This is a genomic window from Nocardia concava NBRC 100430 (genome assembly GCF_000308815.1).
Lineage (GTDB): Bacteria > Actinomycetota > Actinomycetes > Mycobacteriales > Mycobacteriaceae > Nocardia > Nocardia concava.
The window spans coordinates 1-23954 of record NZ_BAFX01000047.1; the positions used below are offsets into that span (position 1 = coordinate 1).

At 68.3% G+C, this 23954-nt stretch carries 24 protein-coding genes; 10 read left to right on the top strand and 14 right to left on the bottom strand.

The genetic code is table 11. The annotated features are described in order from the left end of the window. The coding region (locus ON43_RS09030) for a glycosyltransferase (RefSeq protein WP_051178185.1) at positions 1 to 882 on the top strand (882 nt) is incomplete at its 5' end. Between the two features lie 24 nt (positions 883 to 906). Here the strand turns inward: ON43_RS09030 and ON43_RS09035 are convergent. Next, positions 907 to 1749, bottom strand: coding sequence for a class I SAM-dependent methyltransferase (locus ON43_RS09035; protein ID WP_040805744.1), 843 nt, complete (start codon positions 1747 to 1749; stop codon positions 907 to 909). An 87-nt stretch (positions 1750 to 1836) separates the two neighbouring features. Here ON43_RS09035 and ON43_RS09040 point away from each other — a divergent pair, with 87 nt between their 5' ends. After that, a complete protein-coding gene (locus ON43_RS09040; protein WP_040805746.1) occupies positions 1837 to 2259 on the top strand; it encodes a helix-turn-helix domain-containing protein in 423 nt (140 codons plus the stop codon). Between the two features lie 43 nt (positions 2260 to 2302). On the opposite strand, the gene ON43_RS09045 is transcribed toward ON43_RS09040, so the two are convergent. Beyond that, entirely contained in the window at positions 2303 to 2785 is a 483-nt protein-coding gene (locus tag ON43_RS09045; RefSeq protein ID WP_051178186.1) for a MarR family winged helix-turn-helix transcriptional regulator, read from the bottom strand. Between the two features lie 104 nt (positions 2786 to 2889). Here ON43_RS09045 and ON43_RS09050 point away from each other — a divergent pair, with 104 nt between their 5' ends. Continuing rightward, the gene (locus ON43_RS09050; RefSeq protein ID WP_040805748.1) at positions 2890 to 3513 is read left to right on the top strand and encodes a hypothetical protein; all 624 of its coding nucleotides are present in this window, start codon (positions 2890 to 2892) and stop codon (positions 3511 to 3513) included. A gap of 33 nt (positions 3514 to 3546) precedes the next feature. Next, a complete protein-coding gene (locus ON43_RS09055) occupies positions 3547 to 4311 on the top strand; it encodes an SDR family NAD(P)-dependent oxidoreductase (protein WP_040805750.1) in 765 nt (254 codons plus the stop codon). Positions 4312 to 4394: 83 nt separating this feature from the next. On the opposite strand, the gene bla is transcribed toward ON43_RS09055, so the two are convergent. Further along, the gene (bla, locus tag ON43_RS09060; protein ID WP_063712514.1) at positions 4395 to 5306 is read right to left on the bottom strand and encodes a class A beta-lactamase; all 912 of its coding nucleotides are present in this window, start codon (positions 5304 to 5306) and stop codon (positions 4395 to 4397) included. Positions 5307 to 5364: 58 nt separating this feature from the next. Then, positions 5365 to 7143, bottom strand: a complete 1779-nt coding sequence (locus ON43_RS09065; protein WP_040805754.1) for a penicillin-binding transpeptidase domain-containing protein — start codon at positions 7141 to 7143, stop codon at positions 5365 to 5367. 84 nt (positions 7144 to 7227) lie between these two features. On the opposite strand from ON43_RS09065, the gene ON43_RS09070 reads away from it, so the two are divergent. After that, positions 7228 to 8133, top strand: coding sequence for a serine hydrolase (locus ON43_RS09070; protein WP_040805756.1), 906 nt, complete (start codon positions 7228 to 7230; stop codon positions 8131 to 8133). Here ON43_RS09070 and ON43_RS09075 read toward each other — a convergent pair. Continuing rightward, complete coding sequence (locus ON43_RS09075; protein ID WP_040805760.1) at positions 8082 to 9035, bottom strand: LysR family transcriptional regulator; 954 nt, start codon at positions 9033 to 9035, stop codon at positions 8082 to 8084. The two genes, ON43_RS09070 and ON43_RS09075, sit on opposite strands and share 52 nt — an antisense overlap. A 42-nt stretch (positions 9036 to 9077) precedes the next feature. Further along, a complete protein-coding gene (locus tag ON43_RS09080; RefSeq protein WP_051178199.1) occupies positions 9078 to 9917 on the bottom strand; it encodes a thioesterase family protein in 840 nt (279 codons plus the stop codon). Between the two features lie 294 nt (positions 9918 to 10211). On the opposite strand from ON43_RS09080, the gene ON43_RS09085 reads away from it, so the two are divergent. After that, on the top strand, positions 10212 to 10439 hold the full coding sequence (locus tag ON43_RS09085) for a hypothetical protein (protein ID WP_040805762.1): 228 nt from the start codon (positions 10212 to 10214) through the stop codon (positions 10437 to 10439). Between the two features lie 83 nt (positions 10440 to 10522). Here ON43_RS09085 and ON43_RS44700 read toward each other — a convergent pair whose 3' ends face one another. After that, positions 10523 to 10663 carry a hypothetical protein gene (locus ON43_RS44700; RefSeq protein WP_157513962.1) on the bottom strand — a complete coding sequence of 47 codons (141 nt, stop codon included), beginning with the start codon at positions 10661 to 10663 and terminating at the stop codon, positions 10523 to 10525. A gap of 438 nt (positions 10664 to 11101) precedes the next feature. Here ON43_RS44700 and ON43_RS09090 point away from each other — a divergent pair, with 438 nt between their 5' ends. Further along, positions 11102 to 11485 carry an Rv0313 family protein gene (locus ON43_RS09090; protein WP_040805764.1) on the top strand — a complete coding sequence of 128 codons (384 nt, stop codon included), beginning with the start codon at positions 11102 to 11104 and terminating at the stop codon, positions 11483 to 11485. Here ON43_RS09090 and ON43_RS09095 read toward each other — a convergent pair. The 5 genes from ON43_RS09095 to ON43_RS09115 form a co-directional block, all read right to left on the bottom strand. After that, positions 11449 to 12291 carry a formate/nitrite transporter family protein gene (locus ON43_RS09095; RefSeq protein ID WP_040805766.1) on the bottom strand — a complete coding sequence of 281 codons (843 nt, stop codon included), beginning with the start codon at positions 12289 to 12291 and terminating at the stop codon, positions 11449 to 11451. The two genes, ON43_RS09090 and ON43_RS09095, sit on opposite strands and share 37 nt — an antisense overlap. Before the next feature lie 60 nt (positions 12292 to 12351). After that, the gene (locus ON43_RS09100; RefSeq protein ID WP_040805768.1) at positions 12352 to 13866 is read right to left on the bottom strand and encodes an amino acid permease; all 1515 of its coding nucleotides are present in this window, start codon (positions 13864 to 13866) and stop codon (positions 12352 to 12354) included. 30 nt (positions 13867 to 13896) lie between these two features. Further along, positions 13897 to 14967: a Glu/Leu/Phe/Val family dehydrogenase gene (locus ON43_RS09105; RefSeq protein ID WP_086007911.1), complete on the bottom strand. Its 1071-nt coding sequence runs from the start codon at positions 14965 to 14967 to the stop codon at positions 13897 to 13899. Between the two features lie 185 nt (positions 14968 to 15152). After that, positions 15153 to 18638 (bottom strand): indolepyruvate ferredoxin oxidoreductase family protein, encoded by a 3486-nt coding sequence (locus ON43_RS09110; protein WP_040805770.1) that lies wholly within the window; start codon positions 18636 to 18638, stop codon positions 15153 to 15155. Positions 18639 to 18799: 161 nt separating this feature from the next. Beyond that, the gene (locus ON43_RS09115) at positions 18800 to 19276 is read right to left on the bottom strand and encodes an Lrp/AsnC family transcriptional regulator (protein WP_040805771.1); all 477 of its coding nucleotides are present in this window, start codon (positions 19274 to 19276) and stop codon (positions 18800 to 18802) included. Positions 19277 to 19344: 68 nt separating this feature from the next. Here ON43_RS09115 and ON43_RS09120 point away from each other — a divergent pair, with 68 nt between their 5' ends. The 3 genes from ON43_RS09120 (at position 19345) to ON43_RS09130 (ending at position 21389) form a co-directional block, all read left to right on the top strand. Further along, a complete protein-coding gene (locus ON43_RS09120; RefSeq protein ID WP_157513963.1) occupies positions 19345 to 19917 on the top strand; it encodes an LppP/LprE family lipoprotein in 573 nt (190 codons plus the stop codon). Between the two features lie 93 nt (positions 19918 to 20010). Next, complete coding sequence (locus ON43_RS09125) at positions 20011 to 20937, top strand: hypothetical protein (RefSeq protein WP_051178189.1); 927 nt, start codon at positions 20011 to 20013, stop codon at positions 20935 to 20937. Beyond that, positions 20934 to 21389 (top strand): ABA4-like family protein, encoded by a 456-nt coding sequence (locus tag ON43_RS09130; RefSeq protein WP_040805775.1) that lies wholly within the window; start codon positions 20934 to 20936, stop codon positions 21387 to 21389. Before ON43_RS09125 ends, ON43_RS09130 begins: the two co-directional genes overlap by 4 nt. Here the strand turns inward: ON43_RS09130 and ON43_RS09135 are convergent. Next, positions 21362 to 22369 carry an SGNH/GDSL hydrolase family protein gene (locus tag ON43_RS09135; protein ID WP_040805777.1) on the bottom strand — a complete coding sequence of 336 codons (1008 nt, stop codon included), beginning with the start codon at positions 22367 to 22369 and terminating at the stop codon, positions 21362 to 21364. The two genes, ON43_RS09130 and ON43_RS09135, sit on opposite strands and share 28 nt — an antisense overlap. Positions 22370 to 22398: 29 nt before the next feature. After that, complete coding sequence (locus ON43_RS09140; protein ID WP_051178190.1) at positions 22399 to 23952, bottom strand: ArnT family glycosyltransferase; 1554 nt, start codon at positions 23950 to 23952, stop codon at positions 22399 to 22401. Between the last annotated feature and the right edge of the window lie 2 nt (positions 23953 to 23954).

Genomic DNA, 23954 nt, shown 5'->3' on the forward strand with positions numbered 1-23954 from the left:
CCCGAATTGCAATCCCTGGCAGATGATTTCGAGCCCGATCTGATTCTGCACGCGCCGGTCGATCTGGCCGCTCCGGTGCTGGCGGCGCAACGAGGGGTGCCTGCCATCACCTACGGCACGGGTCTGCTGCTCGAACCGGAACTGGTCGCGGCCATGGTGGAATGGGTCGCACCGCTCTGGATTTCGGCGGGGCTGGAGCCGGACGAGCATGCCGGGCTCTACCGGGGTGGCTACCTGGATCCGGTACCGAGCAGCCTGCAACCCGACCTCGGACCCGCGGCCGCCATCGCACGGCCGATTCGGCCCGCCGTCCCCGGCGAGATCGACGATGAGCTCCCGGACTGGGCACTGCGGCTCGGTAACCGCCCGACGGTGTACGTCTCACTGGGCACGGTGCCGATCTTCAACCAGCCCAGCGCTTTCGGTCCGCTGCTGGAGGGACTGGGCGGGAATGATGTGGATGTCGTGGTCACGGTCGGCCCCGGCAACGATCCGGCCGCACTCGGCCCGCAGCCGGGAAATATTCATGTCGCCCAATGGCTTTCGCTGGCCGCCATCCTCCCGCGCTGCGATGCCGTGGTCTGCCACGCGGGCGCGGGCACCACGCTGGCCGCGCTCTCGCACGGCCTGCCGCTGGTCCTCACTCCGCGCGGCGCCGATCAGTTCCCCACCGCCGCGGCGTGCGGCCGAGTCGGCGCGGCCCGGATCCTGACCCCCGACCGGGTGACCCCGGCCGCCGTGCACGACGAGGTCGCCACGATCCTGACCGATCCCACGTATCGTGCGGGCGCGCAACGCATCCGGACCGAGATCGAGATACTGTCCGACGCCGATGCGGTGGCCGCCGATCTCGCATCGGAACTCGCCGCGCGGACGGCCTGACGACTTCTCCGCCCCGGGCTGAGGTCAGGCCGCCTCCGGCGCCCGCGCGTCGAGCATCCAGCAGGCGGCGGTGAAGCGGGCCTGGTCGCCGTGGATGAAGGGTTCCATGGCGGCGCGGACGGTGTGGACGACCTTTTCCCGGGTGGCGTCGTCGGCGTCGACGAGGGCGAGGCCGACGGGGCCCAGGCGGGAGATGTAGCCGATGAGTGCCGGTTCGGGCATGGCGCATTCGACGTCGACGGGGCGGAGCTCGATCTCGGTCCAGCCGCTGGACTCCAGGATTCCGGTCACGTAGTCGCGGTCCGCGAAGGCGAATTGCCCGGGCGCGCCGGGGATTCGAGGAGAGAGGTTGGGCAGCAGCGGTTCGGCGATGCGTTCGGCGAGGGTGAAGTATGGGTTCTCGTCCATATCGCGCCAGGCCAGACAGCCGAGCCGCCCGCCGGGGCGGGTGGCGTGGCGCAGGTTGGCGAAGGCGGCGACCGGATCCGCGAAGAACATCACCCCGAAGCGGGACGTGACGAGGTCGTAGGCGGCGGGTTCGAACGGGTGGGTCTGGGCGTCGGCGCACACGAAATCGACGGGTAGATCGGTCGATTCGGCGTTGGCGCGCGCGGCGGTGAGCATCGGTTCGGCGATATCGACGCCGGTGCAGCGCGCACCGGTCGCGCGCGCGATCGCGATCGTGGTGCCGCCGGTGCCGCATCCGACATCGAGCACATCCTTCGCCCCGGCGTCACGCGCGAGATCCACGAGGATGTCCTGCAGCGGTCGCATCACCTGGGCGATGAGGTCCTGGGCATCGACCCAGGCATTGCCGGAAGCGCCGTTCCAGCGGGCGGATTGGTCCTTGTCGAGCGGGGTAGTCATGAGCGCTGTCCTCGATTCGGTGGACTGGGCGGAGAACTACACTGTTTCAATTCAAGTCGACTTGAGGTCAAGGCCCGAGGTGATCGCGTGAACAGCCTGGATATCTCGGAAGTCGTGCGCCGCTCCGGCGTCCCGGCCTCCACCCTGCGCTACTACGAGGAACGCGGCCTGATCGTCTCGACCGGTCGCCGCGGACTGCGCCGCCAATTCGACGAATCGGTGCTGGAGCAGCTGGCGCTCATCGCGCTCGGCCGCACGGCCGGATTCGCGCTCGACGACATCGTGCTCGCCTTCGGCCCGCAGGGTGAACTGCGCGTCGATCGCGCCCTGCTCACCGGCAAGGCTGACGAATTGGACCGCACCATCACGCAATTGAGCGCCGTCCGCGACGGCCTGCGGCACGCCGCCGCCTGCCCAGCAAAGCGCCACGCGGACTGCCCGACCTTCCGGGAGTTGCTGCGCGCGGTCATGGAGGGCCGCATCGGCACCCTCGAGGCGTTGACGCCGTGACGCCCCTCAGCCGGAGCAGGTCGGCGGCGCAATCGATTCGGCGTCACACCGCCTTGTAGCCCGGATGCACGCCCGGCGTCAGCCCCTGGTCGGCGGCGATCCGGACCAGTAGCTCCGACAGCTGCTTGTGCTCCTCCGGTGTCAGCGACCGGCACAGGTGTTCCTCGGCTTCACGTGCGACCGCGGCCAATTCGCCGAGTTTGGCCCGCCCGGCCCCGGTCAGATACAGCGCGTGCTGCCGCCGATCCTCCGGATTGCGCTTGCGCTCGATGAGCCCGCGCCCCTCGAGCTGGTCGGCGAACTGGACGAACCGGCTGGGCGGCATGCCCAATTCGTCGGCGAGCTCGCGCTGACTGCGGCCCGGCTGCGCGATGAGCAGCCGGAGCAGTCCGGCCTGGGCCGGGGTCAGATCCATGGCGGCCGTGCGCTCGGCGAAGCGGCCGGCCGCGTACGCCCCGACCTGGGCCAGCAGGAATCCGACGGCCGTCAGGGCGCGCTGCGGCTGGACCTCGTCTGTCGCATCCATGAAGAGATAGTAGCAGTGGGGAAATAATAGACGCTTGACAATCGTTACAGATTGTAATCATTATCGGAGGGGTACGGTTCGCTCCGAGATTGAGGATCACCGCGATGAGCACCACCACGACCGCTCGCACCAGCCCGTCCGTTCTCGCCCCCGCCGCCGCCTTCGCGGCGCTGACCATCGCCTACGTCGCGACCAATGCGCGCACCCCGCACCCGGATGCCAGCGGTTCGGACGTGCTCGCCTACACCTCCGCGCACGTCGGGCTCATCGATGCCGGGGCGCTGCTGCTGGTGTTGTCGGCCGCGCCGCTGGCCATCGCCGCCGGAATGATCCAGCGCATCCAGCGCGGCCCGACCATCACAACCATCGGTGCGGCGCTGGCCGCGGGCGGGCTCACCTTCGGCGGCCTGTTCGCCTGGGCCGGTGCGCGCCTGAGCGATTCGGCCGACCCCGGTCTGGCGCGGACCATCGCCGATTTCGCATACCTCTCCGGCGGCCCGGCCTACGCGGCCGGATTCGGCCTCCTCGCCGTAGGCATCGTGATTCCCGCACTGCTGGAACGGAACCTGCCGACCTGGCTGATCTGGTCCGGCGTCGCCCTCGTCGCCGTGGCCGCGCTCTCCACCCTGGCCCTGGTCGCCTCCGCCTTCGGCTTCCTGCTGCCGGTAGTCCGCTTCGGCGGCCTGCTCTGGCTGATCGCCGTCGCCGCCATCCTGTCCCGCCGCTGAGTCCCGAACCGCCACACCGAAAGGCTCGATCCCATGACCAGCAACTACTCCGACCTAGTCGGCAAGACGGCCGTTCTCACCGGAGGCTCGCGCGGCATCGGCGCGCAGACCGCCCGCATGCTCGCCACCCAGGGCGTCAAGGTGTGCGTGGTCGGGCGCGACAAGGAAGCCCTCGACGCGGTGGTCGCCGAGATCGTCGCGGCGGGCGGCACCGCGCTCGGCGCGGTCGCGGATGTCACCTCGGCCGAGGCCCTCGCCGACGTGCGCGAACTGGTCGAGCGCGAGTTCGGCCGGGTGGACATCCTCGGCGCATTCGCGGGTGGAATCGGTTCTCCGGCACCGAGTTCCGAGCTGACGGAGGAACTGTGGCGGCAGTCGCTGGACGCGAACCTCACCTCGGCATTCCTGACCGTGCGGACATTCCTGCCGATGCTGCTCGCGCAGGGGTCGGGCAGCATCATCACCATGTCCTCGGCGGCGGGCCGTCAGCCCAGCCAGGCGAATCTCGCCTACGGGGTGGCCAATGCCGGGATCATCATGCTGACCCGCCACCTCGCCACCGAGCTGGGACCGCAGGGCATCCGCGTGAATGCCATTGCGCCGTCGTCGATTCTGACCGAGAAGGTCGCCGCGCAGATGCCCGAGGCGGTCCAGCGGCAGGTGGCGGCGATCCACCCGCTGCGCCGGATGGGATCGACCACCGATGTCGCGGAGGCCGCCCTGTTCCTGGCCTCGGACGCGTCCTCGTACCTGAGCGGCATCACCATCGACGTCGCCGGCGGCCGAATCACCAACTGACCACGCGGAACTCGTGTGGCGGTAGCCCGATGGGCAACCGCCACACGAGTTTCCGGGCGCGGCCGAAGCCGGGGCGGCCGGTGTCAGTGCACCTGGGCGACGGCCTCTTTGGCGGCCGCTGCGACCAGCGGATTGTCCGCGGGGGCGGCTTGATCCGGCTTGCTGCTGAGCACCACGATCACCAGCGGCGGCTTGCCGTCGGCGGGCCAGGTGACGGCGGCGTCATTGGCGGTGCCGTAGTCGCCGCTGCCGGTCTTGTCGCCGGTCTTCCAGTCGGCGGGGATGCCCGCGCGGATGCGGGCGTCGCCGGTCTTGTTGGCCAGCAACCAATCCGTGAGCTGTTTGCGTTCGGGCGTGGCGAGCACATCGCCGAGCACCAGGGCGCGATAGTCGGCGGCCAGCGCGGCGGGGCTGGTGGTGTCGCGTTCGTCGCCGGGGATATCGGTATTGAGGTCCGGCTCCCAGCGGTCCAGGCGGGTGACCTGGTCGCCGAGTGAGCGGGCGAAGTCGGTGACGGCCTGCGGGCCGCCGAGCAGCTTCAGGATCTGATTGCCCGCGGTGTTGTCGCTGCGTGTGATGGCGGCCTCGCAGAGTTCGGTCACCGACATGCCGGAGTCGACGCGCGTCTGGGTGACGGGGGAGGCGCTCACGATCTCGTCGGCGGTGAAATGAACGACCTGGTCGAAGTATCCGGTGTTGAGCGGGTGGGCGCGTAGCAGGGCGCCGCAGGCGAGGCTCTTGAAGGTGGAGTTGATGGTGAAGCGCTCGTTCTGGCGGTAGCCGATGGACTTGCCGGTACCGGTGTCGAGGGCGAAGACGCCGACGCGAGCGCCGTGGTCCTGTTCGAGGGTGCGGAACGCGGGGTCGGCGGTGACGGCCTGGGCGGTGGTGGTTTCCGCCTGCGCCGCTTCGCTTTTCGAGTCCGTGCCGCAGGCCGCGGTCAGCGGTGCGAGCAGGAGCAGCGATGCCAGTGCGCCGTATTTCAGGGTCGACAAAACAAGCCTCTCGTCGGAGTGCGTTGGATGGATTCGGCTCTCGCCGTGTGGAATTGGTCTAACGCTGGGCGCGCAGCATGCGACCCGCGGCCTGTACGGCCGGTTCGGAACTGCCCGCGTCGCTGATGAATACGGCGAACGCGAGATCGCCGTCGATGCCGACGAACCAGCCGTGGGCGTGCTTGTCGTCGATGTATTCGGCGGTGCCGGTCTTGCCGAGCAGGCCGGGGATATCGCGCAGCGCGGTGGCGGTGCCGCCGGTGATCGTCTCGCGCATCATGGTTTTCACCTGCTCGGCGATGCCCGCGGGCAGGGTGGGCGGCTGCTTGTCGGGCTTGCCCGGCTGACCCTGCGCCACCATCGGCGGTTTGACCGAACCCTGCGCGAGCGCGGCGGCCACCAGCGCCATGCCGAACGGTGTGGCGGTCACCTTGCCCTGGCCGATGCCCTCCTCGACGCGCAAGGCGGGTGTGTCGGCGGTCGGGACCTTGCCGGTCACCGTGGTCAATCCCGGTGTCACATAGTCGATGCCGAGCCCGAGCTGCGCGGCGGCATTGGTCAGCCCGTCCGGCGGCAGCTGCACGGCCAACCGGCCCATGGTGGTGTTGCAGGACTTGGCGAATGCGGTGTGCAACGGGACCTGGCCGAGGTCGAAGTTGTTGTCATTGGGGATGACGCGGCCCTCGATGTTCTCCTTCCCCGGGCAGGCGACCATCGAATCGGGGGTCACCTCACCGGCCTGCAATGCGGCGGAGACGGTCACCGTCTTGAAGGTCGAACCCGGCGGGTACAGGCCGGTGAGGCCGATCGGCCCTTGCGCGTCCCCGGCCGCGTTCTGGGCCATGGCTAGGACGTTCCCGGTCGACGGCTGTAACGCGACAATGGCGGCCGGGGTGGTGATCGGTGCCAGCGCGGCCTCCGCCGCCCGCTGCAACGCGACATTGACGGTGGTGTGAATATCGCTGACCGGCTTGGGATCCGGTCCACCCACGCGCTGCGTGCCATCGGTGCCCTGCGCTCGCACCGCCCAGCCCGCGGCGGCATCGGCCTGCTGCTGCCACAGGTCGGCGAGTCCCGAGAAGGTCGGTGACGCAAGGGATTTGTCGACGGTCAGCAACCGGGTCTGCTGGGACGTGGTGACGTTCGCCAGGTTGGCCAGCGCGGGCTGGACTGTCGCGTAATCGGATTCGCGCAGAATCACCGCGGTGACCGGCTTGCCCTGGGCCGCCGCCAGATCCGAATTCAGGCTCGCGGCCGTGACATCCGACGCGACCGGTTGCAAGGCCGCCGCGACCGCCGCGGTATCAGCCCCGGGCGCGACATTCACCAGCGTCACGATCTGCTGCGTGAGCAGGTCCCCGCCCGTGCTGTCGAGAATCTTGGCGGGAGCCGGGTAGGCGATGCCGTACGACAGCGGCCCGATATTCAATCCGGGCGCGATCGTCGCCGGATCCCACTGGATCTTCCAGTCACCGCCGGACTGATTCGCCCGCCCGGTGGTCGTGTAGGTCCACTCGTCCTTGTCGTCTTTCCCGAGCTTCCAGGTGGCGTTCAGGGTGAACGTGCCGCCGCCATCGGTCTTCTCGACCTTGCTCGCGGTGAATCGCACCTGCTTGCCCAGGTTGTCGTACAGCGTGCCCAGCGTGGCGGTGGCCGTGGTCGGATCGCTGGTCGCCTTCGCGGCCGCGGGCACATCGTCGCGGGTGAGCGCGTCGGCGAAGGAATCGACCGTCTTGGACAGCCCCGAGGTGGAATCCGATCCCGAGCATGCCGTCGCCGTCACCAGCATTGCCGCGGCCCAGACACCCGTGAGCGCCCTCCTGCTGAACTCTGCCATGCCTGCCACCCCAACACGGATGACCGGTCGGTGTCCAAGACCAACACGAGTGAGAACCGATAAGGCTTTCGCTATCGTTCCAGCGTGGACGATATCTTCCGGACGGCCGGTGTCGAGGGGCGAGTACATGCCCGCTGCTTCGACTGCGACGGCGAATTCGGCTGGAACGCGGACGAACCGGTGGTGCTCTCCTCGGTGGTCAAGGTGCCGCTGGTGCTGGAGTTCGCCAGGCAGGTGGCGGCCGGGCAACTCGATGCCACCGATCGGGTGCGGGCCACGGCGGCCGATCGCCTGGGCGGGGTCGGCACGGCGGGCTGCCTCGACGATGTCGAATACAGCCTGCGCGATGCCGCGTGCCTGGCGCTGACCATCAGCGACAACACCGCCGCGGACCTGCTCTTCGACCGCGTCGGGGTCGAGAACGTGCGCTCGCTGGTGCGCGAACTCGGGCTCACCCGGACCCGTGTCGAGGGCTCGATCCGCGACATCCTCTACAGCATGGCCGAGGATATCGGCGCACGTGACCTGCACGAATTCGCCCGGCGCTACCCGGAATCGAGTGCGGCGGAGGTGTTCGGCACGCGCGCGGTGGATCCGCTGCGGACCACCGCCGGCACCGCGCGCGATATGACGAGGCTGCTCCGGCTGATCGGCCGGGACGAGGCCGGGGCGCCCGAGGCGTGCGCCTGGGTGCGGGATCTCATGCGGCAGCAGGCATTCGGGCACCGGCTGCCGTCCGGATTCCCGCCCGGCGTCGATATCTGGTCCAAGACCGGGACGCTGCCCGGCATCCGCAATGACATCGGCGTGGTCGGATATCCGGACGGAAGTCGTTACGCCATAGCGGTTTTCACCGTCTCGCACAGCCTGGCCGGGCGGCAGCCCGCGGTGGACCGGGCCATCGGGGAGGCGGCCCGGCTGGCGGTGGAGCGCCTCGCTCACGGCCTGCCCGACACCACATCCCACGGTCGGCGCTGCGTCGCCTGCTGAATCGGAGCCGGGCGGGACGCGCCGTCGCCCTGCACCACGCTCACGATGAGCTCGGCCAGCTCGCGCACCAGCGGATGCGGCGCTGCGGCGGGCCAGGTCAGCGCGAGCCGCCAGCTCAGCGTCCCCTCGGGCAGCGGACGCCACACCACACGCGGCTCCTTCTGCGCGACCAGCCCCTGGTCGAAGGCGACGCCGCGGCCGGAAAGCACCATGCCGAGCACGAATTCGGGATTGCGGGCGTGCTGCACCGAGGTGGGCCGGAAGCCGTGCTCCCAGCAGGTGCGCAGGGTGGCGTCGTAGAGGCCGGGTGCGGCGGCGCGCGGGAAGATCACCAGCCCGTGTCCCGCCAGATCGGCCAGGGTCAGCGCGGAGCGCGCAGCCAGCGGCGAATCCCGGGGTAGCACCACACCCAGCGGCGTCTCCACGGCCGGACCCGATTCCAGCCCGACCACATCCACCGGATACTGCAGCAGCCCGGCATCCAACTCCCGATCCGCCAGCAGCCGAACCTGTTCCGCGGTGGTCAGCTCCTGCAGATCCAACCGCACCTCGCGGCTCTCGAACGCGGTCACCAGCGCGGCCAGCACCCGCCCGGCCAGCTCCGGCGGCACCCCCACCCGCAGCGCGTCGATCTCGCCCCGATGGGCCTTGCCCACCAGCGAGGTGGCCCGCTCCCACCGCGCGATCAGATCGCGGGCCTCCACCAGCAGGATCTGCCCCGCCTCGGTCAGTTCGACCCGCCGGCTGTCCCGTTCCAGCAGCCGCGCCCCGAGCTCGCTCTCCAGCTTGCGGATCCGCTGACTCAGCGCGGGCTGGGCGATCCGCAAGCGCTCCGCCGCCCGCCCGAAGTGCAGCTCCTCGGCCACGGCGATGAAGTAGCGCAACTGACGCAGCGGATCCATCCGTCCGACGATATCGGTTTCCTTATCGCCGGGCGCGGGGGTTCAGCCGCGGGCCCGGACCTCGAGAATCTGCAGGCACCGCCCGATCGGCCCCTGCTCGTCGTGCAGCACGGTCGAGCACATGCCGACGCCGTCGGGCCCGATCGACGTCTCGACCGCCAACCCGATCCATGCACCGACCGGCAGCCGGAACAGATCGATGGTCAGATCGGTGTTGAGGAACGTGTACTTGTACGGATCCAGCCGCGCCCCAATGCCATTGGCGACGTCCGCCACCGAGAACACCCGCACCAGCGGCGAGATCTCCTCGCCCTCGACCACCTCGACCAGCGGCCGCACCCACACCCGCCGCGCGCCGCCGTCGCCGTCCACGGCCCGGATCTCCACGGATTTCACGTACCCGACGTCCCACCCGTCCGGCACGCCCCACCCGATCTCGGACGCCGCGGGCACCGGCGGCATCGGCGCATCCGCCGCGTACGCGACCGTCGAGGTATCCGACGTGGCGATCCGCCAGGCCGCGGCCTTCGCCACCGCCCGCGCACTCCCGTCCGCCTGTCGCGCCACCAGCTCCGCCGCCACCAACTCGACCCGCCGCCCCGGCCGCTCCACCCGGGCCCGCACCTCGATCTCGCCGACCGGCACCGGCCCCAGAATCTCCATGGTCAGCCGCGTCACCCGCATCCCCTCGCGCGGTTCGCAGTTCTCCACGGCCCGGGCCAGCAAGGCCGAAGGCGGCGCACCGTGCTGCATGGTCGCCGCCCACACGCTCACCGTCGAAGCGCTGGCCGAATACCGCTGATACCCATCCCCGCCCGCACCCAGCGGGACGTAATACGCCTTGGTCCCGGCCTCATCGCCCGAGGCCGCCTCCGTCGCCAGTGTCACGTCATGTACTCGGCTCACCCGGTCAACGTATCAGCCCACGTAACAGCCACTAGACGGTGTACGACAAACGGCTCGATTCTTCGAAACTCTTGACAGTTGTCGGCGATAGTGTGCAGGCTTCACGAGGCGCAATTGTTCTCTCGACAATTGCCGCGCAGGTCCGGTTGTCGACGCCTTCGCGAATTGGGCGGAGAAAGGTCGGCAGCGCTCGGAGATTCGGAGGACGCGGATCGATCCCGCGTCTCATCTCGTAGTTTCGGACGAAAAACCACCAATGCGGAGGTTGGAATGTCTGATCGCAAGCACGGCCGAAAACACGGCCAGATGGCCGCCAAGGTCAAGCAGGGCATGAAGGACCAGGGTCAGCGTATCGAGCAGAACATGGATCGCATGGCCGACGACGCCAAGCGCGACATGGACCGGCTCGGCGCGGGCATGCAGCGCGAAGCCCAGCAGGCGCGATCGGATATGCGAGAGATGAACAAGGACATGAAGCGGAAGCTTCAGCATCACTGACCCGGGAGGGTGACCATATGAAGAATGGCCGGTCCTCGCAAATCTGCGAGGACCGGCCATTCCGGTTACCTGAGAGGTTCCGCTTACATGACGAATTCCGCCACGAAGCCGCCGATCGTGAATGCGCCGATGACGATCGCCGCGATCTTCGAATTGATCGGGCGGGGCTGCTGAACGGCGAACAGGCCGAAGTTCTTCACCGAGCCACGTGTCTGGTCGTACATGGTTCCTCCAACAATTTCTCGGGCCGCCCCGGTGTGGTGGTTCCACACCGTCGAAATACCCGATGCCCCTCTCCGACTGTGTTTTCGGAGTTCGGGACGTCAACGCGAATTACGCACTAAGTATTACCACGTCGAGACCCCTTCGGCCATGGGTGTTCCGGGCCACAACCGGGCCGGTGTGATCCCGGATATGCCCAGTAAGGGGCCCCTTTCGTAGACCCTCGCCAAACCGCCACCGGCAAACCGCGGTGGGATTCGGAGAATCACACCAAGGGATAAGGGAATTCGCCCCGCGCGGGCGTGGAAAAGTGTGCACGCCGTCACCATGAGATCTGCGACACCACCGTTGTCGCGGCGGGTGGATCCGTGGTGGCGAAGCCCGGATTCCGGGAGCACACTGGGAACGGACAGCCGAATTCCACTCGCGGAGTTGATGAAATGGCGACCAACGGACCCCTCGGATTCGACCCGGAAGACCTCGAGCGCGCCCTGCGCGAGGCGGGCATCGACGTCCGCGACCTGCTCGGCAAGGCCTCCGACTACCTGGACCGCAGCACCTCGAACCCGCTCGGCGCGCTGTTCGGCCTGCTCGTACCGCCCGAACGCGCCACTCCACCGAAGGCCGAAGGCCCCACCACCGGTGAATCCGGTGACGGGGTGTGGGCCATCTACTTCGTGGACGAGAACGGCGGCGCCACGGTCGATCAGGTCTTCGCCACCGAACTCGAGGCCCTGCGCGCGCACCGGGACAACACCGACCCCAAGCGCAAGGTCCGCTTCCTGCCCTACGGCGTAGCGGTCAGCGTCCTCGACGCGACCTGACCCGAAGCCATCGACGGCACGGCGACCGTGGACGTCCGGGTGCGGCGTGCGCCGGAGGTGTACCAGTAGACCGCGCCCACCAGCAGGCCGCCGCCGACGATATTGCCCGGCACCGTGTAGACGAGATTGCGGCCCAGTTCGGCGAATGTCGCCTGGCCCTCGAAGATTCCGATGGTGTACAGCGACATATTGGCGACGCAGTGCTCGAAGCCGACGGCCACGAAGACCAGCACCGGCATCCACAGCAGGGCGATCTTCGCGCCGGAGCTCCGCACCCGGGAGAACATCCAGACGGCGAGGCAGACCAGCATGTTGCACAAGACCGCGCGCCAGAAGAGCTGACCGCCCGCCAGCGAGTTCTTCGCCGAAAGCAGTTCGGTGAGCATGGCTTTGGCGGTGGGGGAGGAAGTGACGCCGGAGGCGTGCACCATGGCCGCGAAGACCAGCGTGCCCGCGAAATTGCCGACGAGGGTGGCGGCCCAGGCGAGGAGCATGTCCTTGACGCCGGTGCGGCCGGACAGCGCCCCGACCAGCATGATCATGACCGTCGAGGTGAACAGCTGCGCCCCGGCGAACATCACCAGGGTCAAAGCGATAGGGAAGACCGCGCCTTCGAGCAGCTTCACCCCCGCGGCGTGCTCGGCCACGAACGGCGACACCGCCACCAGCAGCAGCACCTCACCCACCGCGATGAACGCCCCCGCCAAGATCGCCGACACCAGGAACCGTCCCGGGCTGCGCATGTCGCCGGCCTTGTGAACGGCCTGGTCAACGGTGCTGGCGACATTCTCGGCGAGGGTATTCACTCATTTCACGTTAGAACTCGTCCCGTTTCTCCGACACTGACCAATGTCCCGAGTTCTGTCTCAGGGGACGGGGTCAGGTGACGGGGCTGGGATGGATTCCTGAGCGGGCGCGGATTCGGTGCGCTTGCCCAGCACGGAATGCCGTCGGCTGTAGGCGAAGTAGATGACGATGCCGAGGGCCATCCAGATCACGAAGCGCAGCCAGGTCTCGATGGACAGGTTGAGCATCAGCCACAGGCAGGCCAGGGCGGCGAGGATCGGGACCAGCGGGACCAGTGGGACGCGGAAGCCGCGCTTCAGGTCCGGGCGCATGCGGCGCAGGATCGGGACACCCAGGGAGACCAGGACGAACGCCACCAGGGTGCCGATGTTCACCATCTCCTCGAGCGTGCCGAAGTCCACGAAGCCGGCCAGCAGCGCGCAGACGACGCCGACGATGACGGTCAGCCGGACCGGGGTGCCGTGCTTGCCGGTGTGGGCGAGGCCGCGGGGGAGCAGGCCGTCGCGGGCCATGGCGAACAGCACGCGGGTCTGGCCCAGGAACATGACCATGACCACCGTCGACAGGCCCGCGAGCGCGCCGATGGAGATGATGTTCTTCACCCAGGTCGCGCCGTGCAGGGCGAAAGCCGTTGCCAGGGTGGCGTTTCCATTGGCCAGGTCGGTGTAGGGCACCATGCCGGTGAGCACCAGCGACACCGCCACGTACAGCACGGTCACGATGGCCAGCGAGCCGAAGATGCCGCGCGGCACGTCACGCTGCGGGTTGCGGGTCTCCTCGGCGGTGGTGGCGACCACGTCGAAGCCGACGAAGGCGAAGAACACCAGCGAGGCCGCGGACAGCAGGCCGAACCAGCCGAAAGTCGTTCCGCCCGAACCGGTCAGGAAGGAGAACAGCGACTGGTGCACGCCACCCGCCTGCTTCGAGGGCTGCGACGGCGGAATGTAGGGGCTCAGGTTGGAGGCCTTGAAGTAGGTCGCGCCGACCACCAGCACCAGCGCGATCACGGCCAGCTTGATGGCGACCGCGACGGCCGAGACCCGCGAGGACAGCTTGGTTCCGGTGGCCAGCAGCACGCCGACGATCGCGATGATCAGCACCGCGCCCCAGTCGAAGGAGATGGACCCGACGTGCGCGACCGGGTTCACCACATTGCCCAGCACCTCGCCGAGATACTGCGACCACCCCTTGGCGACCACCGAAACGGCAAGGGCGAACTCGAGAATCAGGTCCCACCCGATGATCCAGGCGATGACCTCGCCGAAAGTGGCGTACGCGAAGGTGTACGCACTGCCCGCCACCGGCACCGTCGAGGCGAATTCGGCGTAGCACAACGCCGTCAATCCGCAGGCGATGGCCGCGAACACGAAGGCCAGCGAGACCGAGGGCCCCGCGACCGTGCCCGCGGTCCGGGCGGTGAGGGTGAAGATGCCCGCCCCGATGACCACGGCGACACCGAAGATGGTGAGATCCCTCGCCGTCAGATCCTTGCGTAGCTTGGAATCCGGCTCATCGGTATCCCTGATCGATTGCTCGACGGACTTGGTGCGGAACACTCCGCTCGCGAACGCCACTTTGCGTCTCCTCTCTGAAAACTACGGCGATCAGAGGGCCCGCGGAATGGCGTCGAGACGCCGCTCCGCGAACCTGTTGGCCGCCGCGCCGGTGCCGATACCCTCGGCCTTGCTTTCCGCGATGATGTCGCGGCAACGGTCGAAGATGCCCCTCACCGCGTCTTCGACCTCGGCCGGCGCCGCCTTGCGCAGCTCACCGGCCACCTGAATGAGCCCACCGGCATTGGCCACGAAATCCGGGACCCAGGTGATGCCGCGCTCGTTCAGGGCGTATTCCACTGCGGGCGTGGCCAACTGGTTGTTGGCGGCGCCGCAGACGAGTTTCGCCTCGATGGCCTCGGCCGAGGACGCGGTGAGCGTGCCGCCGAGGGCGCAGGGGGCGTAGACGTCGACCGGAGCGGTGGAGACATTGCTCAACAGTCGAACCGAGGGATTGCTCTTCGAAATGCGTTCCAGCGCCGCCTGGTTCACGTCGGTCGCGCAGACCTCCGCGCCGTCGGCGAGCAGCAGCTGGATGAGCTCGTTGCCGACCTTGCCGACGCCCTCGACGCCGACCGTGCGGCCCGCCAGGGTCGGTGCGCCCCAGACGGATTCGGCGCCGGCGCGCATGGCGTTGAAGACGCCGAGCGCCGTCAGCCGGGCGCTGTCGCCGGAGCCGCCCGCCGCGGTGCTGCGGCCGGTCACGTAGCCGGTGTAGCGGCCGATGGTGTCCAGGTCGTCGGTGTTGGTGCCGACATCACCCGCCGTGATGTACCGCCCGCCAAGCGATTCCACGAACCGCGCGTACGCCGCGAACAGCTCCTCGCTCTTGTCCACCGCCGGATCGCCGATGATGACGGCCTTGCCGCCACCCAGATCGCACCCCGCCGCCGCGGCCTTGTAGGTCATGCCCCACGACAGGCGCAGCACATCATCCAGCGCCGCCGACTCGCTCGCGTACGGGTACATCCGGGTCCCGCCCAGCGCCGGACCCAGCGTGGTCGAGTGAATCGCGATGATCGCCTTGAGCCCGCTCTTGTCGTCCTCGCAGAACACCACCTGCTCGTGGCGTCGCCCGCTCAACTCGTGGGAGCGTCCGAAAACCCCTGCGTCGGTGTGCATTGCGGTCACAATCGATTCCTTTCTGGACGCCGCTTGTGGCGGCTGATGGGTGGCCACGTGGTGGGCGGCCGGGGTGTGTGGGCAGCCTTCGTCATCCCGGCATGCTTTTGGCCGGGATCCATACCTGCATTGCCCATACGGTTTTGGTGGATTCCGGCCAAAAGCACGCCGGAATGACGGGGTGGTCAGCCGTCGAGGCCGAGTTCGCGGAGGCGGGTGCGGTAGAGCTCGACGTTGCCGAGCTTGACGTCCTCGTAGCCGCGGACCAGGTCGGGCAGGCCCGCCGCCTCGGTGGCCGTGGCATAGGTCTGGTCCGTCAGTCCGACCGCGAGGCGGTGGATCATTTCGGTGTAGTGGGACAGCAGCTCCCGCTCTACCTTCCGGACGTGGGCGTAGCCGAAGGGGTCGAGCTTGGTGCCGCGCAGGGACTTGCCCTTGGCGAGGAGTTTCAGGGCCACATGGGATTTGGGGGTGAGGCCGATCTTCTTCTTGCGGCCCATCGCCCGCAGCACGGGGGGATGCAGCTTGTAGGTGAGGTTTTCGCCGCCGGGGACCTGGGCCTTGACCTCGTCGAGGAAGGCGGGATCGACCAGCAGGCGGGCGACCTCGTACTCGTCCTTGTAGGCGGTCAACTTGTACAGGCCACGGGCCACGGCTTCGCTGAAGTCGGTGCGGTCGGTGACCGCGCGCTCGGCGGTCCAGGCGGCCTGGACCGTGTCGATGTAGCGGCGGGCGACCTTCGCGTTCTGATAGCCGATCAGTTCACCGGCGCGCAGCTCGACGATCCGCCGCACCTCGCCCTCGAAACCGGTGCCCGCCAGCAGTTCCGCGGGAACCGCGCGTGCGGCACGCCGCGCCGCGGCCGGTTCGGTCGCCACCGCGAAGGCCTCCGGGTCGGCGATGGCCACCCGGCCCCAGCGGAAGGCGGCGATATTGGCCGCCACCGCGACACCGTTGATGGTGATCGCCTCTTCGATCGCCGCGGCGGGCAGCCGCAGGCCACCGGTCTGGAAGGCCGCACCGACCATGAGGAAGTTGGCCGCGGCGGTATTGCCGAACAGCTGCTGCGCGGCCGCCAGGGCATCCAGGTCGAACATCGAATCCGATACCGCCGCAAGACGATCCAGCAAGGAGGTGGTCTCGGGGTAGGCGACCGACTTGTCGTAGACCATGTCACCGGTCGGTGTCTGACTGGTCGAGGCGACCACGACGGTGGTCTCCGGATTGCCGTACTGCAGATTCTTGGGGTCGGCCGCGCCCAGCAGGTCGATGGCCATGATGCAGTCCGCGCTGCCCGGGGTGAGCCGGTTGGACGGCTCCAATTCCGTTGTGGCGAACCGCAGGTGGGACAGCACCGGCCCGGCCTTCTGGCTCAGCCCGATCTGGTCCAGGCTCTCCACCGCGTACCCGGCGCGCAGCGCGGCGGTGGCCAGCACCTGGTTGACCGTCACGATGCCGGTGCCGCCGATGCCCGCGATCAGCACGTTCTGCGTGCCCAGCGGTGCACCGAGACCCGGATCGGCCACGGTCGGCGGTTCGGCGGTCTTGCGCTTGGCGGGCTTGGCACCCTTGCGCCCCTTGGCCTCCGGGTTCACCTCCACCGTCACGAACGACGGGCAGTCGCCGTCGAGGCAGCTGTAGTCGGTATTGCACGAGGTCTGGTCGATGCGCGTCTTGCGCCCGAACTCGGTCTCCACCGGCTGCACCGACAGACAGTTCGACTTGGTGCCGCAATCACCGCAGCCCTCGCACACCGCCTCGTTGATCACCACGCGGGTATTGCGCACCGGCAGTGTCCCCCGCTTGCGCTGCCGCCGGGCGTCGGCCGCGCAATGCTGGTCGTAGATCAGCACGGTCACGCCCTTGACCTCGCGCAGCAGCTTCTGCGCCTCGTCGAGTCGGTCGCGATGCCACAGCAGGGTGCCCTTGGCGAGCGCTTTCTTGTTGTGCCGCTTGGGTTCATCGGCGCAGATGATGATCTGCTTGACGCCCTCGGTGGTCAGCTTGTGGGTCAGCTTCGCGACCGTCAGCCCGCCCTCGACGTCCTGCGCGCCGGTCATGGCGACGACTTCGTTGTAGAGCAGCTTGTAGGTGATGTTCACCCCGGCGGCCACGCACGCCTGCACGGCCAGCTGCCCGGAGTGAAAGAAGGTGCCGTCGCCGATGTTCTGGAACAGATGCGGCACATCGGTGAACGGGGCCTGCCCGATCCACTGACTGCCCTCGCCGCCCATCTGGGTCAACCCGGTCACCGCGCTGTCACTACGCCCCGACAGTGTCACCAGGGTGTGGCAGCCGATGCCGCCACCGCCGATCGAGCCCTCCGGGATCGCGGTGGAGCGGTTGTGCGGGCAGCCGCTGCAGAAGTAGGGCGTCCGCTTCGCCGACAGCACCTCCAGCGAAAGCTGAGGCGGGGGAGCCTTCTTCAACTCGACGTGATCGCGCAGCACCCGCCGCAGCGGTGCCAGCAGCCGACCGGCGGTGAGCTCGCCGTCGAAGGGCATGAGCGGCATGCCGTTGGCATCCAGCTTGCCGATGATGCGCGGCGCATCCGTTGTCCCGTACAGGATTTCGCGGATCTGCGTCTCGATGAACGCGGTCTTGTCCTCGACCACGATCACCTGCTCCAGCCCGTGCGCGAACTCCAGCACCCGGTGCGCGCCCACGGGATACGGCATCCCGATGCGCAGCAATCGAATTCCGGCCCGGTGCAGGGCCGCGTCGTCGACGCCGAGATCGACCAGCGCCTGCCGGACCGCGTCGAAGGTGGTGCCGGTGGCCGCGATACCGATCCGCGCCCCCATCGGATCCACCTCGATGACATCGAGCTCATTGGCCGCCCCGAACGCGCGCACCGTCGCCCAGCGCGGCCCGTACAGATCGGCCTCGGCCAGCACACTGTCCGCGGGCGCCGCCATCGGCCGCTGCCGGTAGACGAAAGTCTTGCCCTCCCACTGGATCTCGGGCACCTCGATGGGCAGCTCGGCCACCGAGGAATCGACCGTCCACGCGCCGTCGGCGACATCGGCCACGATCTTCATGGCCACGATGCATCCCGAGGCCCGCGACAGCGCCACCCCCTGCATGCCCATGGTGATGATCTCGCGGGCATTGCGCGGGAACAGCACCGGGATCCCGAGAGCCGCCAGCGACCGCTCGCTCACCGCGGGCACGGTCGAGGACTTCGACGCCGGATCATCGCCCACCAGCAGCAGCACGCCGCCGCGCGGATTCACCCCGTACATGTTCGCGTGCCGGATGGCATCGGTGGCCCGGTCCACGCCCGGCCCCTTGCCGTACCAAACACCCACCACGCCATCGTGTGTCGCGGTCCCGGCGGGCAGATCCGCCTGGCTGCCCCACACCGAGGTGGCGGCGAGTTCCTCGTTGAAGCCCGGCACGAACGCGATGTCGTGCTCGGCCAGCACATTCGGCATGCCCAGCAGCATCTTGTCGACGCCGCCCAGCGGGCTGCCCTGGTACCCGGAAACGAAGGTGGCCACGCGGTGGCCGCTACGCATATCGCGCACATGCTGCTCGACGAGCAGTCTCGCGATGGCTTGCACACCGGTCAGCAGGACCGGACCCGCACCGGACCGGTAACGGTCGGCGAGGTCGTAGGGCGTAGCCGGCTCGGCCTGTCGTACAGGCGCACAGGCAACGTCGGTCATGAACAGTCACCACACTCTCCACGGCCCAGATCGTGAGCCGCAATGGAAGGGACCAGCGGTCGGTGCAGCGAAATCTGCCGTGGGGAGTGATCTGTGTCAACAGACGCGCGAAAAGTTGATCAGACTGCTCAAAAGTGATCTACAACACTGTGACGTACGCGTCATTCTGCTCGAGTCAGATGCTCCACCAGGGGCAGCGAGCGGTATTCGATCGGCGTCGCCAGCGCCAGCATGGTCTCGGTGTGCTTGACGCCGGGGATGGCGTGCACGCGCTGGATGATCGCCAGCAGATCCGGCTGCGACCGCGCCGCGATCCGCACCAGCAGATCGTTGCGGCCGGTGGTGGCGTGCACCTCGAGGACGTTCGGGAAGGCCCGCAGCGCCTCGACGATGTCGTTCATCTTGTTCTGATTCAGCTCGATGCCCAGGAACGCGTGCACCGCGAACCCGATCGCCTCCAGATCCACATCGGGCGGATAGCCGCGCACCGCCCCGGCCGTCTCCAGCCGTTTCATCCTGGCCTGCACCGTGTTCCGGGCGATCCCGAGCCGCTGCGCCAACTCCAGGATCGGCACGCGCGGATCGGTCGCCAGCTCCGCCAAAAGCGCGGAATCGAGCCGGTCGATCTTGATGCTCATACCGCATTCTCGCACCCGGCCCCGACCCTCCCGATAACGTGCGTTCCGGCCTGCTCGATGATCAGGGCGTGAAGCGAGACCGGAGGGGATTCATGAAGGCCAGGTCAATAGCGGTGGTCGCGATGGCGGCCGGGGCGGTGTTCGGCGTCAGCGGTTGTCAGGACACGTCCTCGGCGGGGGGCTCCACGACGACGGTGCCCGCGGCGGCCCAGCAACAGGCCGCGCCGAACGGGAGTGGGCACGGACTGTGTTTCGACCTGAATTCCGGTCTCGCGCAAGACGCGATCGCCAAGCTGTCCCCGCCGCCGGTGGGGAAGTGGCAGACCGGGCAAGCCAGTGAGGACAAGATCTCCTCGGGCTGCGACGGGGTGCTGTCGTGGCTGGAGGTCAGCTCGAACGTCAACCACCCTTATACCCACGTGCTGTTCTTCACCAATGGCACTTACCTCGGGACCGCGACCTCGGATCCGTACATGTACACGATGATCACCGGCAAGACGCGGACGAGCCTGTCGCTGACCTATCACTGGCTCAATGACAATGACGCCATGTGCTGCCCGAAGGGCGGGCCGAGCGTCGTCACCTTCACCTTGAACGGCACCAAGGTCACCGCGAACGGGCAGTTCCCGCCGCACGGCTGACCGAGCCCGCCTGAGCAAACTGACCGGTCGGACCGGGTATTTGCCGCGAACTCATTATGGACAGTGTCACTATCGATAATTACGCTATCCATTATGAGTATCGCGGCTGTCACCCCTGTTCCCCTTCGATCGCGTTGGCATCTCCCGCTGCTGTGGCTGGCGGCGGCCATGTTCGCGCTGGTGGTGTTCTCCGTGGGCGGGATGGTGATCGACCATCGGGTCATCACCGGCCTGCCCGCCTGGGACAAACCGGCGAAATTCGCTCTCTCCGTGCTGATTTACGCGGTGACCTGGGCCTGGCTCATTCCGCAGCTACCCAGGGGGCGGCGCCTCGCCGAACGGGCCGGGACCGTGGCCGCGGTCATGCTGGGCGTGGAGATGGTCGCCATCGTGATCCAGGTGGTGCGCGGAACCACCAGCCATTTCAATGTGAGCTCGCCCCTGAACAGCACGATCTGGTACGTGATGGCCGCGTCGATCGGCGCGCTGTGGCTGGCCACCGCGGTGATCGCGGTGGTGCTGTTCCGCAACCCCGGCCCGGACCGGGCGCGCAACCTCGCGTTCCGCTACGGGACCGTGCTGTCCCTGATCGGAATGGGGTTGGGGCTGTTGATGGTCGGGCCCAAGGCGGGCCAGCACGACGTTCCGCGCACCATCTCGGGCGCGCACACCGTGGGCCTGGCCGACGGCGGGCCGGGACTGCCGCTGCTCGGATGGAGCACCGTCGGCGGGGATTTGCGGATTCCGCATTTCGTGGGAATCCATGCCCTGCAGGTGATTCCGCTGATCGTCATCGCGTTCGAACTGCTGGCGCACCGCTCGCGGTCGTTCGGCGAGGTACGTACGCGAGCAACCCTCGTCACCGTCGCGACCGGCGCGTACACCGCACTGCTGGGATTGGTGACCTGGCAGGCGCTACGCGGGGAGTCGATAGTGCATCCACAAGCGCCGACCCTCATCGCGCTGGCCGTCATCGCCGCCGCGACCGCCGCCGCCACCGTCTGGGCGGTGCGTCGATGACCACCACCCTGTTCAACCTCGTCTTCTGGCTGGCCGCCCCGTTCTGGGCCGCCATGATCTTCGCCCCGGGGCATCGGTGGACCGCGAAACTCGTTGCCTCGCCGCTGATCGCGGTCCCACCGCTGCTGATCTACCTGGTGATCATGCTGCCGCACTTCTCCCAGTTCTTCACCGCGATGACGCGCCCCGATCTCACCACGCTGACCGAATTGCTGGGCAGCGCACCGGGATCCGCCGCCACCTGGTCACACCTCATCGGCTTCGATCTGTTCATCGGCCGCTGGATCTACCTGGACAGCCGCGACCGCCGGATCTCCGCGTTCCTGACCTCGCCGATCCTGTTCCTCACCATCTTCTTCTCTCCGATCGGACTGCTGTCGTATCTCGTTGTCCGCGAGGTGAAGAAGACTCCGGAGGTGCGGGATCAGCGGGTCGGCGCCAGGTGGCTGTAGACCTCGGCGGCGACAGCGGTGTCGTTGCGCGGGGTCGGATGGAACGGCAGGCCGACCAGGCTGACCCGGGGATCCATGACGGCGAGCAGCCAAGGGTCGGGGGAGCACAGGCCGTGGCCGGCGGTGGGGATCCGGGAGTCGACGAAATCGATCGAAAGGATCTGGGCGGCTTCGCGTTCGGCGTCGTTGATGCGGTTCCAGTAGGCGGTGATGGCGCCGCCGCGCGGCTGCACGTAGCGGTAGACGCCCATGATGTCGAGGCACCAGGTGGCCGAACTCTCCGGCGCCAGTTCGGGATAGCCGACCAGCTGGATGGTGGCGTTCGGGGCGTAGTACTTGATGTACTCGACGACCTTGCGGATGCGGTCCGCGTAGGCGGGCCCGGTGACCGCGTTCAGGTCGAGCCAGCGGCCCTGGGCCACCGCGTCCGGATCGCAGCCCTGGGTGGTGTTGAACGCGCAGGCCAGCTGGGTGGGGGCGTCGGCGGCGGTCGCGGTGTCGCGGGGCCATTCGTCGTTGGCGCCCAACTGGATCGCCACCACCTTGGTGCGCGGACCGAACGCGCCGTTCTTGGTGGCCTTGATCGCCAGCTGCGACAGGGTGTATCCGTCGCGGCCGGGGACCTTCTGCCCGGAGGAGGTCACCGGGCCGCTGTCGATCGAGGCGTTGGTGCAGGTGGCGTTCTCGAAATCGGCTGGGGCGACACCCATCAGCGCGCTCAGCTGGACGGGCCAGGAGGTGTCGCGGTGCAGGCACTCGTGGGACGCGGGGTCGTTGTTGCCGTCGCATCTGACCAGGACACCGTCGCAGGCGGGGTTCGCGGCGAACGAATCACCCAGCACCACCAGTGTTTTGCCTGCCGCCGGGGTCGGTTCGTCGGCGGCGGCGGTGCCTATCGAGCCGGTCGCGGCGAGCATGGCGACGGCGGCGGCCAGCCGTAGCGGGAACACGGCTCGGCCGCGGGTCCTGAAATTGATCATGCAAATCCTCTATGAATGTGTCGGCTATCTCAAGTCGCCGGTGGGACAACCATATAGGTCAACTTCGGCCAGGCAACCGACATGGGTACCAGTGGATCGCGGCAGATCCAGACCGTCATGTTGTGGTTCTCGCCGGCGATGCCGAGTGGGTTGTCCATCCGCAGCGCGGGCGTGGTCCGGGCGAAATTGGCCAGGAAGGCACGCTTCTCGGGTCCGTCGTTGGGGCCGACCCACAGCACGGTGGTGGCCGAGTCCGGCGGTGGACCCCATTGCGCGAAGCCGCGATTGGGGCTGTACGCCGGCGGGAGCCATTGGAACCGGCCGTACTGGTCGAGGGCGCCGGCTTGGTTGTAGGCCGCCGCGACGACCACGGCGTTCGATCGCTCGGCGGGCGGCAGGCCGATGGCCACCGTGTGCACCGCGTCGGCCAGGTCGGCCCAGTCGTCATTGCCGTAGTGCTGCAGGAATCCCCAGTAACCAATGGTGGTCGCGTGGATCCAGCTCTTCGGATAGGGCAGCATCGCCAGCAACGCGGCCAGTATCGCGGTGAGCACGGTCAATCCGGTGAACAGCCGCCGCAGCGGGGAGCGGGCGCCGGGGGTGTCGAGCAGCCCGGACAGCACCGCCGCGCCGGCGCCGAGGATCGCGGGCACGATTCCGGCGACGTAGTAGGACCGGCCGTGCGACGCGACCACCAGGACCACCATGAGCAAGGCCGCGATCAGTACGAATCGATACGGCCGCAGTTTCGGCGAGCGGGCCAGGCCGTACAAGCCGAGCACGCCCAGACCGCCGCCGAGGAAGCCGGTGACCACCATGATCGCGATGACGGTGCCGAGCTGGCCGCCGTCGCTGCCCGAGGTCTCCTGGGCGATGGCGTGGTTGGTCGCCAGCTGCGGCCAGTCGTGGGACGCCTGCCAGAGCAGGGCGGGAGTCATCGCGGCAGCGAGGATCAGCAGTCCGAGCCACAGGGCGGGGCGGCGCAGGATCTCCCGGGGTCCGGCGACGAGGATGCCGAAGGCGACGCACGCGCCCAGCATGAGCACCAGCCATTTGTCCTGTACGTCGATCGCAGCGGCGACGCCTGCCGCGATGAGCAACCGGTCCCGGCGGGTGCGCACCCAGCGGACCAGCAGCCAGATGATCAACGCCTGGCAGGCCACATCGAAGGCGACGCTGTCCAGCACGGTGTAGGCGAAGATGAACGGCGAGGCGGCGTAGCCCGCCGCGGCCAGCAGCTGATACCGCGGCCGCGCACCGCATTCGAAGGCCACCGCGGCGGTCAGGACCGATACCACGATGAGGAACAGCAGTCCGGGAATGCGCAACGCGATCACCGATCCGGGCGCGATCAGATCGCACAGCCGGGCGATCAGCGGGATCGCCGGACCGTTGTCGACGTAGCTGACCGCCAGCCGCCGCCCGCACGCCAGGTAGTACAGCTCGTCACCGGCCAGCTGGAACCGCGCCGCGGAGACCGACCAGACCAGCGTGATCAGGCCCGAGACCAGCAGGACGCCGCGCCACGCGAAAAGCGGCGGCGCGGAGGTCGATTCGGACTCGGGGGTGTAGGTCAGCGTCATTA

Excerpts from the sequence above, each read along its gene's own strand:
- ON43_RS09035 (WP_040805744.1), bottom strand. The coding sequence starts at position 1,749 with ATGACTACCCCGCTCGACAAGGACCAATCCGCCCGCTGGAACGGCGCT.
- ON43_RS09045 (WP_051178186.1), bottom strand. The coding sequence starts at position 2,785 with ATGGATGCGACAGACGAGGTCCAGCCGCAGCGCGCCCTGACGGCCGTC.
- ON43_RS09050 (WP_040805748.1), top strand. The coding sequence starts at position 2,890 with ATGAGCACCACCACGACCGCTCGCACCAGCCCGTCCGTTCTCGCCCCC.
- ON43_RS09055 (WP_040805750.1), top strand. The coding sequence starts at position 3,547 with ATGACCAGCAACTACTCCGACCTAGTCGGCAAGACGGCCGTTCTCACC.
- ON43_RS09065 (WP_040805754.1), bottom strand. The coding sequence starts at position 7,143 with ATGGCAGAGTTCAGCAGGAGGGCGCTCACGGGTGTCTGGGCCGCGGCA.
- ON43_RS09075 (WP_040805760.1), bottom strand. The coding sequence starts at position 9,035 with ATGGATCCGCTGCGTCAGTTGCGCTACTTCATCGCCGTGGCCGAGGAG.
- ON43_RS09085 (WP_040805762.1), top strand. The coding sequence starts at position 10,212 with ATGTCTGATCGCAAGCACGGCCGAAAACACGGCCAGATGGCCGCCAAG.
- ON43_RS44700 (WP_157513962.1), bottom strand. The coding sequence starts at position 10,663 with ATGTACGACCAGACACGTGGCTCGGTGAAGAACTTCGGCCTGTTCGCC.
- ON43_RS09090 (WP_040805764.1), top strand. The coding sequence starts at position 11,102 with ATGGCGACCAACGGACCCCTCGGATTCGACCCGGAAGACCTCGAGCGC.
- ON43_RS09105 (WP_086007911.1), bottom strand. The coding sequence starts at position 14,967 with ATGCACACCGACGCAGGGGTTTTCGGACGCTCCCACGAGTTGAGCGGG.
- ON43_RS09110 (WP_040805770.1), bottom strand. The coding sequence starts at position 18,638 with ATGACCGACGTTGCCTGTGCGCCTGTACGACAGGCCGAGCCGGCTACG.
- ON43_RS09115 (WP_040805771.1), bottom strand. The coding sequence starts at position 19,276 with ATGAGCATCAAGATCGACCGGCTCGATTCCGCGCTTTTGGCGGAGCTG.
- ON43_RS09125 (WP_051178189.1), top strand. The coding sequence starts at position 20,011 with ATGAGTATCGCGGCTGTCACCCCTGTTCCCCTTCGATCGCGTTGGCAT.
- ON43_RS09130 (WP_040805775.1), top strand. The coding sequence starts at position 20,934 with ATGACCACCACCCTGTTCAACCTCGTCTTCTGGCTGGCCGCCCCGTTC.
- ON43_RS09135 (WP_040805777.1), bottom strand. The coding sequence starts at position 22,369 with ATGATCAATTTCAGGACCCGCGGCCGAGCCGTGTTCCCGCTACGGCTG.
- ON43_RS09140 (WP_051178190.1), bottom strand. The coding sequence starts at position 23,952 with ATGACGCTGACCTACACCCCCGAGTCCGAATCGACCTCCGCGCCGCCG.